At 36.9% G+C, this 15670-nt stretch carries 20 protein-coding genes; 8 read left to right on the forward strand and 12 right to left on the reverse strand.

The features are described from left to right. Nucleotides 1-121 precede the first annotated feature (121 nt). The gene (locus JCM9140_RS03645; RefSeq protein ID WP_034742499.1) at nucleotides 122-709 is read left to right on the forward strand and encodes a TetR/AcrR family transcriptional regulator; all 588 of its coding nucleotides are present in this window, start codon (nucleotides 122-124) and stop codon (nucleotides 707-709) included. A gap of 80 nt (nucleotides 710-789) precedes the next feature. Further along, nucleotides 790-1539, forward strand: coding sequence for a DUF3891 family protein (locus tag JCM9140_RS03650; RefSeq protein ID WP_034742501.1), 750 nt, complete (start codon nucleotides 790-792; stop codon nucleotides 1537-1539). A gap of 61 nt (nucleotides 1540-1600) precedes the next feature. Here JCM9140_RS03650 and JCM9140_RS22950 read toward each other — a convergent pair whose 3' ends face one another. From JCM9140_RS22950 to JCM9140_RS03680, 7 genes are all read right to left on the reverse strand, one after another. Beyond that, nucleotides 1601-1789, reverse strand: a complete 189-nt coding sequence (locus tag JCM9140_RS22950) for a cysteine-rich CWC family protein (protein WP_081727548.1) — start codon at nucleotides 1787-1789, stop codon at nucleotides 1601-1603. A gap of 156 nt (nucleotides 1790-1945) precedes the next feature. Beyond that, the gene (cysI, locus tag JCM9140_RS03655; protein WP_034742504.1) at nucleotides 1946-3664 is read right to left on the reverse strand and encodes an assimilatory sulfite reductase (NADPH) hemoprotein subunit; all 1719 of its coding nucleotides are present in this window, start codon (nucleotides 3662-3664) and stop codon (nucleotides 1946-1948) included. 24 nt (nucleotides 3665-3688) lie between these two features. After that, nucleotides 3689-5515, reverse strand: a complete 1827-nt coding sequence (locus JCM9140_RS03660; protein ID WP_034742507.1) for an assimilatory sulfite reductase (NADPH) flavoprotein subunit — start codon at nucleotides 5513-5515, stop codon at nucleotides 3689-3691. Nucleotides 5516-5785: 270 nt separating this feature from the next. Further along, nucleotides 5786-7042 (reverse strand): ATP-binding protein, encoded by a 1257-nt coding sequence (locus JCM9140_RS03665; protein ID WP_369384398.1) that lies wholly within the window; start codon nucleotides 7040-7042, stop codon nucleotides 5786-5788. A gap of 3 nt (nucleotides 7043-7045) precedes the next feature. Then, nucleotides 7046-7255 carry a hypothetical protein gene (locus tag JCM9140_RS03670; protein WP_034742510.1) on the reverse strand — a complete coding sequence of 70 codons (210 nt, stop codon included), beginning with the start codon at nucleotides 7253-7255 and terminating at the stop codon, nucleotides 7046-7048. 111 nt (nucleotides 7256-7366) lie between these two features. Continuing rightward, nucleotides 7367-8053: a DUF421 domain-containing protein gene (locus JCM9140_RS03675; protein WP_034742513.1), complete on the reverse strand. Its 687-nt coding sequence runs from the start codon at nucleotides 8051-8053 to the stop codon at nucleotides 7367-7369. 60 nt (nucleotides 8054-8113) lie between these two features. Beyond that, on the reverse strand, nucleotides 8114-8707 hold the full coding sequence (locus JCM9140_RS03680; RefSeq protein ID WP_034742516.1) for a hypothetical protein: 594 nt from the start codon (nucleotides 8705-8707) through the stop codon (nucleotides 8114-8116). Nucleotides 8708-8818: 111 nt separating this feature from the next. Between JCM9140_RS03680 and JCM9140_RS03685 the strand changes: the two genes are divergently transcribed. Further along, nucleotides 8819-9589: a TatD family hydrolase gene (locus JCM9140_RS03685; RefSeq protein WP_034742519.1), complete on the forward strand. Its 771-nt coding sequence runs from the start codon at nucleotides 8819-8821 to the stop codon at nucleotides 9587-9589. A gap of 116 nt (nucleotides 9590-9705) precedes the next feature. On the opposite strand, the gene JCM9140_RS23535 is transcribed toward JCM9140_RS03685, so the two are convergent. From JCM9140_RS23535 to JCM9140_RS03695, 3 genes are all read right to left on the reverse strand, one after another. Next, nucleotides 9706-9867, reverse strand: a complete 162-nt coding sequence (locus JCM9140_RS23535) for a hypothetical protein (protein WP_156314745.1) — start codon at nucleotides 9865-9867, stop codon at nucleotides 9706-9708. Between the two features lie 79 nt (nucleotides 9868-9946). Then, nucleotides 9947-11116 carry an LL-diaminopimelate aminotransferase gene (locus JCM9140_RS03690; protein ID WP_034742522.1) on the reverse strand — a complete coding sequence of 390 codons (1170 nt, stop codon included), beginning with the start codon at nucleotides 11114-11116 and terminating at the stop codon, nucleotides 9947-9949. 227 nt (nucleotides 11117-11343) lie between these two features. Beyond that, nucleotides 11344-11796, reverse strand: coding sequence for a LysM peptidoglycan-binding domain-containing protein (locus JCM9140_RS03695; RefSeq protein ID WP_034742525.1), 453 nt, complete (start codon nucleotides 11794-11796; stop codon nucleotides 11344-11346). 178 nt (nucleotides 11797-11974) lie between these two features. Here JCM9140_RS03695 and JCM9140_RS03700 point away from each other — a divergent pair, with 178 nt between their 5' ends. The 5 genes from JCM9140_RS03700 (at nucleotide 11975) to gerPC (ending at nucleotide 13552) form a co-directional block, all read left to right on the forward strand. Beyond that, nucleotides 11975-12199: a spore germination protein gene (locus JCM9140_RS03700; protein WP_235715267.1), complete on the forward strand. Its 225-nt coding sequence runs from the start codon at nucleotides 11975-11977 to the stop codon at nucleotides 12197-12199. 181 nt (nucleotides 12200-12380) lie between these two features. Next, nucleotides 12381-12602: a spore germination protein gene (locus JCM9140_RS03705; RefSeq protein WP_235715268.1), complete on the forward strand. Its 222-nt coding sequence runs from the start codon at nucleotides 12381-12383 to the stop codon at nucleotides 12600-12602. Between the two features lie 20 nt (nucleotides 12603-12622). Next, nucleotides 12623-12850: a hypothetical protein gene (locus JCM9140_RS03710; RefSeq protein WP_034742531.1), complete on the forward strand. Its 228-nt coding sequence runs from the start codon at nucleotides 12623-12625 to the stop codon at nucleotides 12848-12850. A gap of 38 nt (nucleotides 12851-12888) precedes the next feature. Continuing rightward, nucleotides 12889-13332: a hypothetical protein gene (locus JCM9140_RS03715; protein WP_034742534.1), complete on the forward strand. Its 444-nt coding sequence runs from the start codon at nucleotides 12889-12891 to the stop codon at nucleotides 13330-13332. Nucleotides 13333-13336: 4 nt separating this feature from the next. After that, the gene (gerPC, locus tag JCM9140_RS03720) at nucleotides 13337-13552 is read left to right on the forward strand and encodes a spore germination protein GerPC (RefSeq protein WP_034742537.1); all 216 of its coding nucleotides are present in this window, start codon (nucleotides 13337-13339) and stop codon (nucleotides 13550-13552) included. A 20-nt stretch (nucleotides 13553-13572) separates the two neighbouring features. Here gerPC and JCM9140_RS03725 read toward each other — a convergent pair whose 3' ends face one another. Together JCM9140_RS03725 and JCM9140_RS03730 are read right to left on the reverse strand one after the other, a co-directional pair. Continuing rightward, nucleotides 13573-14394 (reverse strand): ATP-binding cassette domain-containing protein, encoded by an 822-nt coding sequence (locus tag JCM9140_RS03725; RefSeq protein WP_034742540.1) that lies wholly within the window; start codon nucleotides 14392-14394, stop codon nucleotides 13573-13575. Between the two features lie 83 nt (nucleotides 14395-14477). Next, complete coding sequence (locus JCM9140_RS03730; RefSeq protein WP_156314747.1) at nucleotides 14478-15632, reverse strand: agmatinase family protein; 1155 nt, start codon at nucleotides 15630-15632, stop codon at nucleotides 14478-14480. Between the last annotated feature and the right edge of the window lie 38 nt (nucleotides 15633-15670).

Here is a 15670-nt window from a genome sequence, read left to right on the forward strand (position 1 = left end):
TGAAATATTTGAACTTATATAGTTCATAATATACAAATGAATGCCTTTTTGCAAGATATTTTGAACTATATTATTTGTTATAATTCAAAACTTTGTTTAAAATATATATGAGGTGAACGGAATGGATGGGTTCCAACGACGAAAAGAACAAAAAAAACGAAATATACTTGAAGCTGCATTAACCCTTTTTATGGACTTCGGAATTTCCAAAGTTTCCATTGCTGAAATAGCAAAAGAAGCACATGTATCACAAGTTACGATCTATAATTATTTCGAGAGCAAACATCAACTAATTCATGATGTATTTATCTATTACGTAGACAAAGCATCTAATGATTTCGAAAAAATTGTTTACAGTGACCTGCCTTTTCCAGAAAAAATTAAAGCAATCGTATTTAATAAAAAGGAAGTGGCTGCTCAAATAAATGAAGAATTCTATCAATATTTAATGAAGGAATATACAACAGAGGGAAATTATATAGAAAAGATCTATGTTGAGAAAGCTGTACCTTATTTTACCGTTCTATTTAAAGAAGGAAAAGAACAAGGCTACATCCATCCTAACCTATCTGATGAAGCGATCCTTTTCTATGTCCAAATGTTAAAGGATTATATACAACGTGAAGACATCTATGAGAAGATCCTACCATTAACTGAAGATATCACGAATATATTCTTTTATGGGATTGTTGGTAATCAGAATGATTAGCCTTCATTAATCACAGAAAAATCGAATTAAAAATACATATAAAGTGAAGTGCTATTAAAAAGTACAGGGGGGAATCGCTTTTGATTGTACGTGAAAAGGGAGATGCTTTTGTTTTAATTTCACAACATAACCATGCGGCTGTTTCGGGAGAATTTGCGAAAAAATGGAATCATTCTTTTTATGAACAGGTTGGCAGAAAAGACGATCTATTGTTTAGCGTATATGAACATGACCGGGGATGGCTCGCATTAGACCATACACCTTTTTGGAATGATGCAAAACAAGCTCCCTACTCGTTTCTTGACTTTCCCACTGTCCCTAAACTCGTCCACTATAAACACGGGATTGATGAAGTAGAGCAAATGAATCCCTACGCAGCATTATTATGTAGTCTTCATTTTTGCGCGTTATTAGGCGAAAAGAATGATGAGTATCAATCATTCTTAGCACATGAACACAAACGCCAAAACAAATTGAAGAATCTTCTTCACATAAACGCAACAGTTGAAAAAAAACAAATTTTTCCTCACTTAAATCTGCTGCAACTATGCGATCACTTATCTTTATATATATGTATGAATAAACCAGGCCTTCAAAGAAGCTATGAGTTTAGCCATTCTCATTTCTTACTAGACTCCAAAGGGAGAAACATCGTTGCGAGCTGGCAAAATATGAAGGAAATGTCCTTGATCCCTTTCCCATTTCAAGTAGAATTTGAAGTTAGCATCCCGTTTAAAGAAGTGAAAAAGAGGGATATTCAAAACTTAGGCTTAGCTGAATCGTATGCAAAGGCAAAAATCCAATCTTATAATATAAAAATTGTAAAATAAATAAACCTACAAAAAAATCCCAATTTCTTGGAGATTTTTTTTGGTAGAATTGATTAGATTACTACTTTTCCCGCATAAAACGAGTTAAACATTGTTTACATATACAGGATTTTTTTCGTTGATCAGAGGGAATCAACGAAAAAATTTCTTGTGGAAAAGATTCATTCAGGCACCAACACGAAGGTAAGCTACATTCATTATTTCCTTTGCAAATAGGACATTTTTTCGTATCGTTTTGTTCGTTTTCCAACCGAATACACCGCTTTCATGATTATGAATAATAAAATAACCTCGCATTAGAAATCTAATGCGAGGAGTTCGTATTTTTTGTGTGTTAAGTACGCTACTTTGTTATAAATACACAATACATGTTTGCTGTCACTCTACTACTTAGAAAAACGAACGCTTACGCGTGAAAATTTGTTCCGTCTGTTGTTGCCTTTATCACACCAGCACGAACAACGAAATCTCCGAAATGTTCACCATCTTCACGCTCTTTCGCATAGCGAGGAATCAATTCATTAAGCTCTTTTAGAATCTCATCTTCACCAATGTTTTCACGATACATTTTGCTCAAACGACTTCCGTCAAAAGCAGCTCCTAAGTACATGTTGTACTTACCAGGTGCTTTTCCGATAAAGCCAATTTCAGCAAGCGTAGGACGAGCACAACTATTTGGACAGCCTGTCATACGGATGGTAATCTCTTTATCACGCAAGCCATTTTCATCGACAATGGCTTCAATTTTATCTACAAGCTTTGGTAGGTAACGCTCTGCTTCAGCCATAGCCAAACCACATGTAGGAAGCGAAACACAGGCAAGAGAGCTGCGTCGAATGGCCGAATGATGCTTTCCATCCGTTAGACCGTATTCTTCAATCAGTTCAGTGATCTTTTTCTTCGTTTTACTCGTTACGTTTGAAATCACCAAGTTTTGATTCGCTGTTAAGCGGAAATCACCTTTATGAACTTTTGCTATTTCACGTAAGCCCGTCATTAATTTGTAGTCATCATAATCTGTTACACGACCACCTTCAATAAATAACGTGAAATGCCATTTGCTCTTCGTTCCTTTGACCCATCCATAACGGTCACCATTATGATCGAAGTGGAAAGGTTTCGCTTCTTCTAATTCCCAGCCAAGACGGTTATGAAGTTCTTCTTTCACCGTGTCTAACCCAAGACGATCAACTGTATATTTGAAACGAGCATTTTTACGTTCTGAACGATTTCCATAATCACGCTGGATCATAATGATTTTTTCAGCAACGTCATATACTTGCTCTGGCTTACAGAAACCAATTACTTTTGCTACTTGAGGATATGTTTCTTTATCACCGTGGGACATCCCCATTCCGCCGCCGATTGTCACATTAAAGCCTACTAATTTGTTATCCTCAACAATGGCGATATAGCCAAGATCTTGTGAGAAGATATCGACATCATTTGAAGGTGGTACGGCTACCCCAATCTTAAATTTACGTGGCAAATATAAAGCTCCATACATCGGCTCTACTTCTTCCACATCTGGTGTACTTGCCACTTTTTCTTCATCTAACCATAACTCATGATACGCTCTCGTACGCGGAAGCAAGTCATCACTTAATTGTTTTGACCATTTAAATACCTCAGCATGAATGTCTGATTCATCCGGATTTGGGTTACACATGACATTACGGTTAACGTCCCCACAGGCTGCAATTGTATCTAGTAATGATGCATGAATTTCTTGAATTGTTTTTTTCATATTCCATTTTAAAATCCCATGCATTTGGAATGCTTGGCGAGTTGTTAACTTTAATGTGCCATTGCCATATTTTTGAGCTAGATCATCCATCACAAGCCATTGTTCTGGTGTTGATACCCCACCAGGAGTACGAACTCGTAGCATGAATTGATAAGCTGGCTCTAACTTTTGCTTTTGTCTTTCATTACGAAGGTCACGGTCATCTTGTAAGTAGCTTCCGTGGAATTTCATAAGACGGTTATCATCATCTGAAATTCCTGAACTAATCCGATCCAACATTGTCTCAGCTAACGTACCGCGCAAATAATTGCTTTCCTCTTTAATGCGTTCTACATCACTTGGAGGTCCTTCTGGCGCTTTTAGTAATTTATTAACCATCTATAAAAACTCCTTCCATTCCAATCAATATACATCTCGTTGATAACGTTTTTGCTGCTGCATGTCAGCTAAATAGCTTTCTGCTTGCTCACGGCTCATGTTGCCTTCTTTTTCAATAATAGCAAGCAACGTTTCATGGACATCATGTGCCATTCTTTTCTCGTCACCACAAATGTAGAAAAATGCGCCTTCTTCAAGCCACTCAAAAAGGTCCTTGCTGTTTTCTAGCATGCGGTGTTGCACATATACTTTCTCATCAGTATCACGGGAAAACGCAACATCCATTCTCGTTAGTGTGCCATCTTTCAGCCAATTTTGCCATTCTGTTTGATACAAGAAATCAGTTACAAAATGTTGATCTCCGAAGAACAACCAAGACTTTCCTTCTGCTCCGATTTCTTCACGTTCTTGCATAAATGATCGGAATGGTGCGATGCCTGTCCCAGGTCCAACCATGATAACCGGACTGTCAGGGCTTTCTGGTAATTTGAAATTTTGATTGTTTTGAATAAATACCGGCAAAGTATCACCAGGCTGTAAACGTTCTGCACATAAAACGGAGCAAACGCCGTTTCTTTCACGGCCATGTGCATCATAACGAACAGCACCTATTGTTAAATGTACCTCATCTTCATTTGCTTGTAAGCTGCTTGCAATTGAATAAAGACGTGGAGGTAATTTTCGTAAAATTGAAACTAAGTCATGAGCTGTCCCGTTCCATGGTCCAAAGTCTCGAACTAAATCTAAGAAATCACGGCCATAGATATATTCTTTTACTTTTTCACTATCTTCTAAAAGTGGTTGTAATTCTTTATTAGCTAAAAAGGCTGATGCTTTCTCCAAAAGTGGCTTTGTTAAGACAGTAATTTCAAATTGTGTCGTTAAAGCCTCTTGTACTGAGTAGCTATCATTTTTTATCGTTACCTTCTCATTTGCATCTACTTTTAACTCTTTGATTAATTCAGCAACAAGCTCGGGTTCATTTTCAGGGTACACACCAAGACTATCTCCTGGCTGGAATGTTAAACCAGATCCTTCTAATGACAATTCAAGATGGCGAGTCTCTTTATTGGATCCACGTCCATTTAAGTTTAGATTTTCAAGTACTTCCGCTCTAAAAGGATTTGATCTTGAGTAAACAGACTCTGTTGCTTGCGCCTCGGCTGTCTCAACAATAGCTTGCTGACTAGATCCTTGTGTTTGATTTAACCCATTAAGAACGCCTTGTACCCACTCAGCCGCCGGCTCTTCAAAGTCCAAATCACAGTCAACACGGTCATGAAGACGTGTTGCGCCTAATTCTTCTAGTTTTTGATCAAATTCTTTCCCTGTTTGACAGAAAAATTCATAAGAACTATCACCAAGAGATAAGACAGAATACCGAAGATCATTTAGCTTTGGAGCACGTTTTCCGTGAACAAATTCATGGAACGAAATCGCATTATCAGGTGGTTCTCCTTCTCCATGTGTACTTACAATAATCAGTAAATTATGTAGCTTTTTTAAATTGTTTGGTTTGAAATCACTCATAGATGAAACTTTTACATCAAACCCTTGTTCTTTAAGTTTTTTTTCTGTACTCTTAGCTAAATTTTGAGAATTTCCAGTTTGAGATCCATAAAGAATCGTAACTTCTTTAGAAATTGGTTGTTGTTCCACAACAGGAGCAGCACTAGGTGTTCCCGCTGCATCAACTTGTGCTGTTGGAGCAACTGTAGCAGTTGATAGACTTGTAGCTGCTAAATACCCAGTCAACCATACTTTTTGAGACTCTGTTAATGTTGGCAGAAGGCGATTAAGGAGATCTGCCTGCTCCTGATTAAACGGACTGTTCATTACCTGAAGTTGCAACTATATCCACCTCACAAAGTATCTTTTTCTTGTGTAGTTCATTTTCGTAGGAATGACGACTTTCAACAAAATTCACCGTACAAAATGACTATTTTCATCCTATCTGTATAATCCCTATAAGTCAAATAGGATTTTATTATACTTATCATAAGAAAAACTAATCATTAACAATTTTAACTTATTATTATGTTGCCCAATTGAAAGTACAGATGAAAAAAAGGTGCCTTCTAAGTGATCCACCTAAAGGATCTCACTCTAAGACACCTAACATTAATGGATAGGCAATAAAATCGTAACAGACGTTCCTTTGTTGACAACACTAGCAAAGGATAACGTTCCGCTATGTTCTTCAATGATTTTTCTTGATATCATTAAGCCTAATCCAGTCCCCTTTTCTTTCGTCGTGTAAAAAGGTTCCCCAAGATGAACTAATCTTTCCTTTGGTATTCCTTTCCCTTCATCACAAACGATAAGTTTTAGGTTATGCTCTGACTTTTCAACAGTAATGTAAATTTCTCCACCTTCACTCATCACTTCCATTGCATTTTTAATGATATTAATCAAAACTTGTTTGATTTGATTGCTTTCACAAGTGATTTTCGGCAGGTCTAAACTAAAATTGGTTACAATCTGTTGGTTGTTTAGAATAGCTTGTGTATTGAGCAACATAATCACTTCATTAATGAGGTCCAATATATCATGCTTCTCAATCTTATAGACTTCTGGCTTAGCAAGGTAAAGAAATTCATTAACAATTTCATTTATACGTTCGACCTCAGACATCATCACATCGTAGTAAGAATGATGCTCGTTTGTTGTTGCTTTTAAAAGCTGAAGAAACCCTTTTATTCCAGTCAATGGATTCCTAATTTCGTGAGCAACGCCAGCTGCCAGTTGACCCGCTACCGATAGTTTTTCAGATTGATTAATAAACTCTTCCATTTGTTTTCTATATGTAATATCGCGAATCATGATTTGAGTTGCTTGTTCACCTTTATATAAAAGAGGTTTCTCAATCGTTTCAATAGGTAAAGCTGAGCCATCAGCTTGAATTAACTTCTTCTCCGCTGTGTTTTGCTTTACTGCAGTTGAATCTTTATAAAGGTGAGACTTTTCGCTTGGAAGGACGATGTCTGTTACTTTTTCTCCAATTAAATTTGTCTCTCTCCCATATAGGTCACGAATAGCTGGATTGGTATAAATTAGTTCTCCATCTTTTTCAACCATAATGCCATCAGGCGACTTTTCGACTAATTGCCGATATAAATGTTCAGATGTCTCTAGTTCAATATAATGAGCTAGAAACGAGGCCATTGATTGAAATAACGCAATATCCTTTTCTTCAAAAGAATAGTAAGTTGTTGCGATTGCACAGAGCGTCCCATAAATGTAGCCATCTTTTAATATAATTGGTACACCTAAAAAACTTTTAATGTTTAATAATTCGGTTACTTCTAAAGTTGAAGCAACTGGATGCTTAGACGTATTATCAATAATAACAGGATCCCGTCCTGCCCCAATGATCAGACTTCAGTAAGCATCTAAAAAAGGTAAGCTTGTCCCAGCGTCAAAAAGGTGTTCGTCTTGGTGCAAGGCACTAAAAATAAGACTGGTTTCTCGGTCATTACTAGCCACGCAAAACGTATTCACGTTTATTTGTTTGCTGATCACTTCTAAAATATGATCGGATGCCTCTTTTAGAGTCTCATGAAATTGATTATAACTAGACATATTTTTCATTCTTTCCCACCTCCTTTAAGTAGCACTTAAACAGGTTACCACTGTAAGTATACAGGAAATGATAAATGCTTCCAGTACAAATTTCAAAGTATTTGTACTGGAAGCATGATTTTAGGTTTGATCTGTTCTTGTATCAATGTAGACATTTCCTTGTTCGTCTAGCTGTGCATAAAAGACGTCTTCAATTTTGCTCACATTTTTCGCATGAAGAACGGTTCGAACCCAGTTCATATCTTTATCAAGAAGTTCTAAACTTTTTTTCAATAACTTTCCATCAACAATAAAAGCTTGTCCCACTCCTCTTGGAGGCTGTACGTTGAACACATCCTTTTGCATTGCAGGTAAATATGGTGATTTTCTCAAGACAGAAACTGTTCCATCCGTTTCTAAAATAGCCGTGTCTACTTCATCAATATTAAAAATATTTTTCTTTCGTAAGTTTGTTAACAAGCTATCCATCGTAAGCCTTGATTTTTTCAATCCATCTTCAAGTACTTGTCCATTTTTCATAACATACGTTGGTTCATCTTCTAGAATTTTTCTACCTCGGAGACTTTTGATTGCAATAACACTTGTTAAGAAACTGTAAAAACAAAACAAAATTAGCCCAAACATGCTCATATAAATAGGAACGTCTTTCATAATGATTCCACTTGCTACAATCGAACCAATTGTAATACCCGCAACGAAATCAAAGAACGTCATTTGAGAAATTAATTTTTTGTTAAGCAACCGGCATAGAATATAAAGAATAATAAAAGCGACAGTCGTTCGAAAAAGCATCTCAGTTATGGTCATAGGATCTATCTCTCCAACGATAAAAAGTTAATGGTAAAGATAGATTGTCCTATCACCTATTTAATATTCTCCATTATTATTCAAGCAAATTAAATTTACATATTGCCTCGCAAAATTGTCTGCTGCTTTTTCATGTGGGATGTTTCGGTATTTTTTCTTTTCTTTATGAGATGTTCCATCAGTCATAGAATCGAGAAAACGCTCATAATAATACTCACCTTTATCAAAATAATCATACAGCCGCTCTTTTTTGTCTTTGCCACTTCCTCCAATTAGCGCATGAACATAATGGCCAACTTCATGTAACAGGACAAATGACGCATATTCAAAACTAGTAGCATGATCCTGTTTTAAGTCAATGGTATATTCCTTATTTTGAAAGCATTCGGTTATAGACATAATATTGATATAAATAACAGGCTCAAATGTTTCTACATCATCGATGGCCAGTTCGCCGGGGAAGTTGATCGGTTCATCTGTTATATAACACGTAAGATCATTGATGACATTTTTAAATATAGATGAACGTAGCCATATTACGGTTTCGTATATTCCTTCTAAAGCGCTATGCACGTGCTTTTTACAAATGTTAAACTGTCTAAGTAAGAAATCTTCCTTCTCATAGATGAAATTTAGAGATTTCTTCACTTTCATATTGTTCCTCCTCAAGATGAACTGTGACATAACTACTAATATCATCATATGAGGGAGGAGGAAATTGAATGAGTAGGTATAGAAAACAGTAGTAAAATGAGGGGGATTTCGATGATCGATTCACATATTCACTTGCATCAATACGACCCAAGTACTTTAAGTAAAGACATAGAACAATGGCAAGAGGTTGGAGTGACAAGAGTGATGGCCGTAGCAAATGATTTGTCTTCCTCTTATAGAACATTAGAACTCCAACAAAAATTCCCAAATTTTGTTCATGCATTAGTGGGGTTCCATCCTGAACTACCACAACCTCCAGAAAGAGATATTGAGGAATGGCAAAGGTTAATTTCAAAAGAAATCAAAAGAATTACAGCAATTGGCGAAATTGGTTTGCCTCATTATCACCTTAATGAAATGGAAACTTCATTCGAACAACATTTAGAGTTGTTCGAGTTTTTCTTGCATACAGCTAAATTACATAAATTGCCTGTTGCTCTACATGCTGTTCATGATAAGGCGGAAGTCGCTTTATCCTTAGTAAAAAAATATTCAATCACCAACGCACACTTTCACTGGTTGAAAGCTCCTGAACAGGTTGTTGATCAAATCATCCAATCTGGTTATTTCATTTCCGTCACACCCGAAATTTGTTACCGAAAACGAGATCAACTGCTAGCAGCATCTGTACCTTTGTCTCAACTTTTAATCGAAACAGATGGACCATGGCCGTTCGAGAGCCAGTTTAAAGCAAAGGAAACAACTCCTTTATTCCTTATCAACATCATTGAACAGCTCTCAAAAATAAAAAGCACCTCTATAGATCGTGTTAAATCAAGTACAAGTAGCAATACGAAACGTTGTTACAATATTCCGACATAAGCATAGAAAAATCTAATATGCATTGAGTCGCCAAAACAAGTTATAACATGTAACGTAAAAAAAGTGTTTCCTTCAAGTTTGAACTGAAACAAACGAAAGGAAACACTTTACAAGCCTTATTTTTCTCTTATATCTCTTCCTTCAGCCCCGACTGAAATTCCCGAGTTAGTCGATGCATTCTGGTCTTCTACTCCCAGTTTCGGTTCTTTCGCACCAGCCAAATAAGGTGATTTATGCTTCTTTTGAATTTTGCTGATTTTATCATAATCTTGATTCATATCCTAACCCCCTTTTCTTGTTTTGAATATCCCCTCATGGAATTAGGATTCATGTTTCTAGATTATTTATACCGACATCTCATAATGAAAATAAGCTGCTTTTTTTTAATCGATCAATTGCTGAATACAGGACTTCCTCGTTTTGAACAAGCGAGATTCTCGTATACCCTTCCCCTTCCGAGCCAAACGCATTACCTGGAATTGTGACAATTCCAGAGTCGTCCATCAATTTGTAGCTAAATTCAGTTGAGTGATAAGGATGTGGTGTTTTCGCCCAAATAAACATCGAGGCACGCGGACTCTCAACATTCCATCCGAGTGAATGTAATCCTTCAACAAGAATATCGCGACGTTTTTTGTACGTATTTCGTAATTCCTCACTAAAATGATCTGTGTTTTCAAGCGCCCGGATGGCTGCGTATTGAATAGGCAAAAACACACCAAAATCTAAATTCGACTTTAACCGATTAAGAGCTTCAATAATGGATTGATTCCCGACAACATACCCAATTCGACAACCAGCCATGTTAAAGCTTTTCGACAAAGAGTTAAATTCAATCCCAACCTCTTTTGCCCCATCAACTGACAAGAAACTTAACGGTTTTTCTTCATAATACAATTCAGAATAAGCAAAATCATGTAGCACAACTATTTGATATGTACGTGCAAATTCAACAACACGTTCAAAATATTCTTTCGTTGCCATGGCAGGAACAGGATTTCCAGGAAAGTTTAAAATCATCATTTTGGCTTTTTGTTTCACTTCCTCAGGTATCGAGTCAAAGTCAGGAAAAAATTGATTTTCCTCACGAACAGGCATCGAATATGGAACAGCTTCAGCCAAAGAAATCCCCGCAGCATAAGCTGTATAACCAGGATTCGGGACAAGAATAATATCACCAGGATCTGCTATAACTGATGGAAGATGAACAAGCCCATCTTGAGAGCCCATTACCATTAACGTTTCTTCCTCTGGGATTATGGTGACATTATATTTTTTCGCATAATACGAAGAGATAGCCTTATGTAAATCAAAAATACCTTTCAACGAATAGCGATACAACGATGGATCTTTTGTTTTGTTTGCTAGTTCATCCATGACAACTGAAGGAGGCGGCAAGTCAGGGCTTCCAATACTTAAGTCAATCATGTTATGGCCTTGTTCATGTTTGTATTGTTTATAAGCTGCTAATTCGTTAAATATACTCGTTTGGAATGCATTCATTTTTTTCGAGAATGTAAAAGTCATATTAAATATCCCCTCTTGTTTAGCGCGTTTAATTATCTATAACTAATATTACAATAGTTTAATAGTGAGATAAATGGAAGAAATACAGTGTCAATAGTAAATCAAAAGGTTATTTTCGTAAAGATTATTGAAAGTTTATCTCACATAGTGAAGTGGCGGAAGTGTGTGAAAACAGGCATTCAAAAAAGCAGTTCAATTGATACAATTTGTCTCAATTGAACTGCTTTCTAATCAATAATGATCATACCTCTTCCAAGTATTCTTCTGTTGTAACTGCTTATAGTGTTTTGGTAAATAATAGCTCGGTGGATGCTGAGGAACCTGATACTGAGAGGCTGGTAAACAGGTTCATCATCAAACTTCTCTGCTGCATGCGTCCCGTTTTTCGGATGTGGATGAGTATAATCTTGTGAAGGCCAATGAGTAATATTCAACTTCTTGTAGTGAACGGGCTCATCTTGTACATACGCACAAACATTTCCTTTATTTTTCAAAAACTGATCATCTTTAACAATTCCTTCTATACCCATGACTGATGGAATCGTAATATGGGTGTTCCCTTTCATATACGATGGATCTTTTATATGTTTATTTAATTGCTGTAAGACATCAACCTGTACATTACAATGCTTTGCAACATCATACAATGATTCACCTTCATACGTGACATAAATTTTCATTCGTCATTCCTCCTTACGTTAGTTAGCACTATATGTGTATTCAACAATAAACAATTTGCTATAAAATAATCTGATAAATTCCCCATAAGCGATAACATATCATTGCCCTGCGCATACGATAGCAATATATTTTTCTTGATTTAATTACGAAGACGAACAACGATTAGGAGGAACTATTTTGTTGACACACATGAATAACATTTTTGGGATTCGCATCAATAACACTTCTAATAACGCATCGATGAATTTAGGTAATGCCTTGCACAAAGGACACCAGGCAAATGTGAAAGCTAATTCTGGTTATGTTCAACCTGGTGACGCCAACTTCTCACCATTACAATTTAATAATGCTAACTTAACAAATGACCCTGACGTAGCAGATCAAACTCAAGCTCAAGTATAAGTCTCTTTATTCTTAAATGTAAAACAGAATAGACTAGCATCACATCTGTTCTGTTTTCATTTGAGAAAGTTTAAAACACCATTCACAAAATAGGCTCCTTTTACATAAATTAACATATTGATAACTTTGTGACAGAGGATATTTAGCTACGAATAAAATGGAATAAATGGGGGGAACGACGTTGACACATGTAAATAATATTTTCGGTATACGAATTAACAGCGCCTCCAACAATGCATCAGTGAACTTTGGTAATGTGTTGCATAAAGGTCACCAAGCAAATGTAAAAATGAATGTCGGTTATGCTCAAGCTGGGGATGCAAATTTCTCACCTTTGCAATTTAACAATGCGAATTTAGTAAATGACCCGGATCTTACAGACCAAGGCCAAACTCAAGTTTAGTTTAGAGAGGACTGAACCTTATGCAAATAAATATTAGAAACATACGTATCAATTCGATTAGCACAATCGGATCTTTAAATATAGGAAAAACCGTATTAGCTCAAAACAGAACTACGACTGCTCAATTCCCAAAGCCATATTATGAGGAAAATGAACCTGAAGAAAATGGTGAAGAAAACAATGAATCAGGAACCTATTTACCAATTGTTGATGTTCCCATTATTGAATTACCGCCTGGCACTAACTAACATGTACATTGATTGATACCATGTAAGGAGATGATTACATGAATAATTGGTATACGAACGTTCCAGCTCATTCGGTTTATCAAAACTATATACCTTACACATCTGAATCGTATCCACAACAAGCTACCTATTCAGAACAACCACAGCATCCTTTCAACCATTATAATTATCAACAAGAACACCAGACTGGTTACCATTACTATCCAACTACACATAAATCATTTCCACTTCAACGTCCGCATGAAAACGATGAAAACAACGAACGAGATGATTCCCTGCAACAATCACAGCAACCGGAAATGGAGCAGCCTATTGAGGAGATCCAAGAAGCACCCCAGCGTCCCAAACATTCTTATCATTCAACAAACCAAGACTTCCACTACTTACAGCTACTCCAACAAGTGTCTAAACAAGTAAAAGATCTTCAAGACAAACTAGGACAAATGGAAAAAGAAAAAGAAGAATTAAAAGAAAAAAGTTGAACAAATGAAACCTATTAACATTGAAAATATAAATTATAAGATACAAGAATTAACCGTTGAAGAGTTGTCAGGAAATTTAATGATAGGGATGACCGCCCTAGGTGACGCAGAAGACTTAAAAGACATATTAAGCAATAATGAAAAAATCCAATTCAATGATATTGATACGAATAATTTTGAAGAACAAATGGAAGATTTAGAGTTTCCTAATGAAGGCTAGGTACAAGTTTAGTTCCATTGTTAAAACGTTTTATTATAGTGAATCATTTCATATAACATTCTAGCTGCTTCTTGTTCTGTTCTTGGCATTTTTTTAGTATCCAGCATACGAAACAACCGCGCGATGACAGGCAAATGCAAATTAGCTTTTCTAATCCACTCTTCATCTACTAACAATTCAGGACCTCCTGTTGCTAGTATTTTTCCAGCCTTCATCAAAATGATTGTATCAGCCCAGGAAGCAGCAAAATCAACATCATGGGTCGAAAGGAGAATGGTTTTCCCCATGAAGTTTAATCCTTGTAACAAGGCAGCCACTTCATCTCTCCCTTGTGGGTCTAGATAAGACATAGGTTCATCTAATACGACAATGTCTGGTTTCATTGCCAGTATGCCAGCAATCGCTACCCTCTTTTTTTGACCGTAGCTTAAATGAAATGGTGCCTTCTTTTTGAATTCTAACATTCCAACTGACCCTAAGGCTGCGCGGCAGACATCTTCAATTTCTTCCTCTGACATCCCCAAGTTTCGAGGACCAAACTCAACATCATCTATGACTGTTCCCGAAAAAACTTGATCATCAGGATCTTGAAATACCAGTCCAACCTTCTGTCTTATTTCTTTTGTGCTTTTTTTGGACAATGGAATTCCCATAATGTTTACACTACCTTCTTGTGGTAGCTTTAGCCCATTTAAATGATGGAGAAATGTGGACTTCCCGGCTCCATTAGGGCCGAGCAACGCAACTTTCGATCCAATAGGTATCTCGAGTGAGATGTTCTCTATTGCCCTTGTTCCATCTTGGTACTGATACGTTAATCCGTCTATGTCGATTGCGTTCATGGTAGAACACCTCCAAGATTTGAATATTTTATAAGAAGTGACTAGTGTTACAACCAGTCACTTCTTTAAAAATCTGGACAACACTACGTAAATTTCTTTCCTAATTTGCCTGCATCCACCATCGTTGCTAATACATCAGCAATAATACGAGTAGCCAACAAAGCCGTTTTATCACTAATATCATACGGTGGTGATACTTCTACGACCTCCAAGCCGCAAATGCCTTCTCTTGCTATTAAGTCTAAAAATTTCAATCCTTCCCGTGGTGTAAACCCTCCTGGTTCAGGCCAACCAGTCCCAGGAACAAAGCCAGCATCAAAACTATCAATATCAACACTTAAATAAACAGCACTAGCTCCTTTCCATGCTTTTTCTAGAGCAATTTCTGCGACCTTTTCGATGCCTAACCTTTCTATATCCATAATGGATATAGCCGTTGTATTAAACTTACGTACATTTTTTACAGCTTCTCTTGGAACTTGCCACCCACCGATCCCTACTTGAACGAGGTTCTCTGGGGGCGCATTAGGAATATTTGTTGCATGAAACCAAGGAGTTGTATGCATTCGTTCATCCATATCTTTTTCTTGAAGGTCGAGATGGCGGTCCATGTGAATAATCCCGACTTTTCCGTCAACGTTTTCGGCAATAGCTCTCAAACAAGGATAACCAATAGCATGATCTCCTCCTAGCATGACTGGTAACGTACCTTGCGCAAATACATGAGATACAGCTTTGTAAATTTGATCAAAACTTTTCTCAATGTTTGCAATCGTAAAAACATCACCTACATCACACATTTTTAGAGATTCGACTAAATCAACTCCTTTTTCATAACTATAACTTGTGTAGAGCTTAGAAATTCTTCTAATGGCTTCTGGTCCAAACCTAGCCCCTGCTCTGTAAGTTGTGCCAATATCAAAAGGTACGCCCATGAATGCCACATCATAATCTCCCACTTTTCGGACATCTTCCAGAAAAGGCGTGCGCAAAAAAGTTGGGATTCCGGCATATGCTGGCCTTGGTTCCCTCGTGAAAGTTGAAATTGTACGATCACCAATGGATGGTGCAGCTTCCAATCCATATTTAAGGGACCTTTCTAAAATTCTCTGATTCTCCACTTCGGGAATTTTTGCTTCCTTAGCTGCTTGTTCAAGCCCTAACAAATCATATTGCCGATCACTCTCAAGCGCTTTTTTCTTTCGAAAGCTCAGCCCATGATCGTCAAAAAAGCCCAATATAACCACCTCTGTTCTCCGTAATCTAGGATGTATGA

The sequence above is a fragment of the Halalkalibacter wakoensis JCM 9140 genome, assembly GCF_000513095.1.
GTDB classification, from domain to species: Bacteria; Bacillota; Bacilli; order Bacillales; family Bacillaceae_D; genus Halalkalibacter; species Halalkalibacter wakoensis.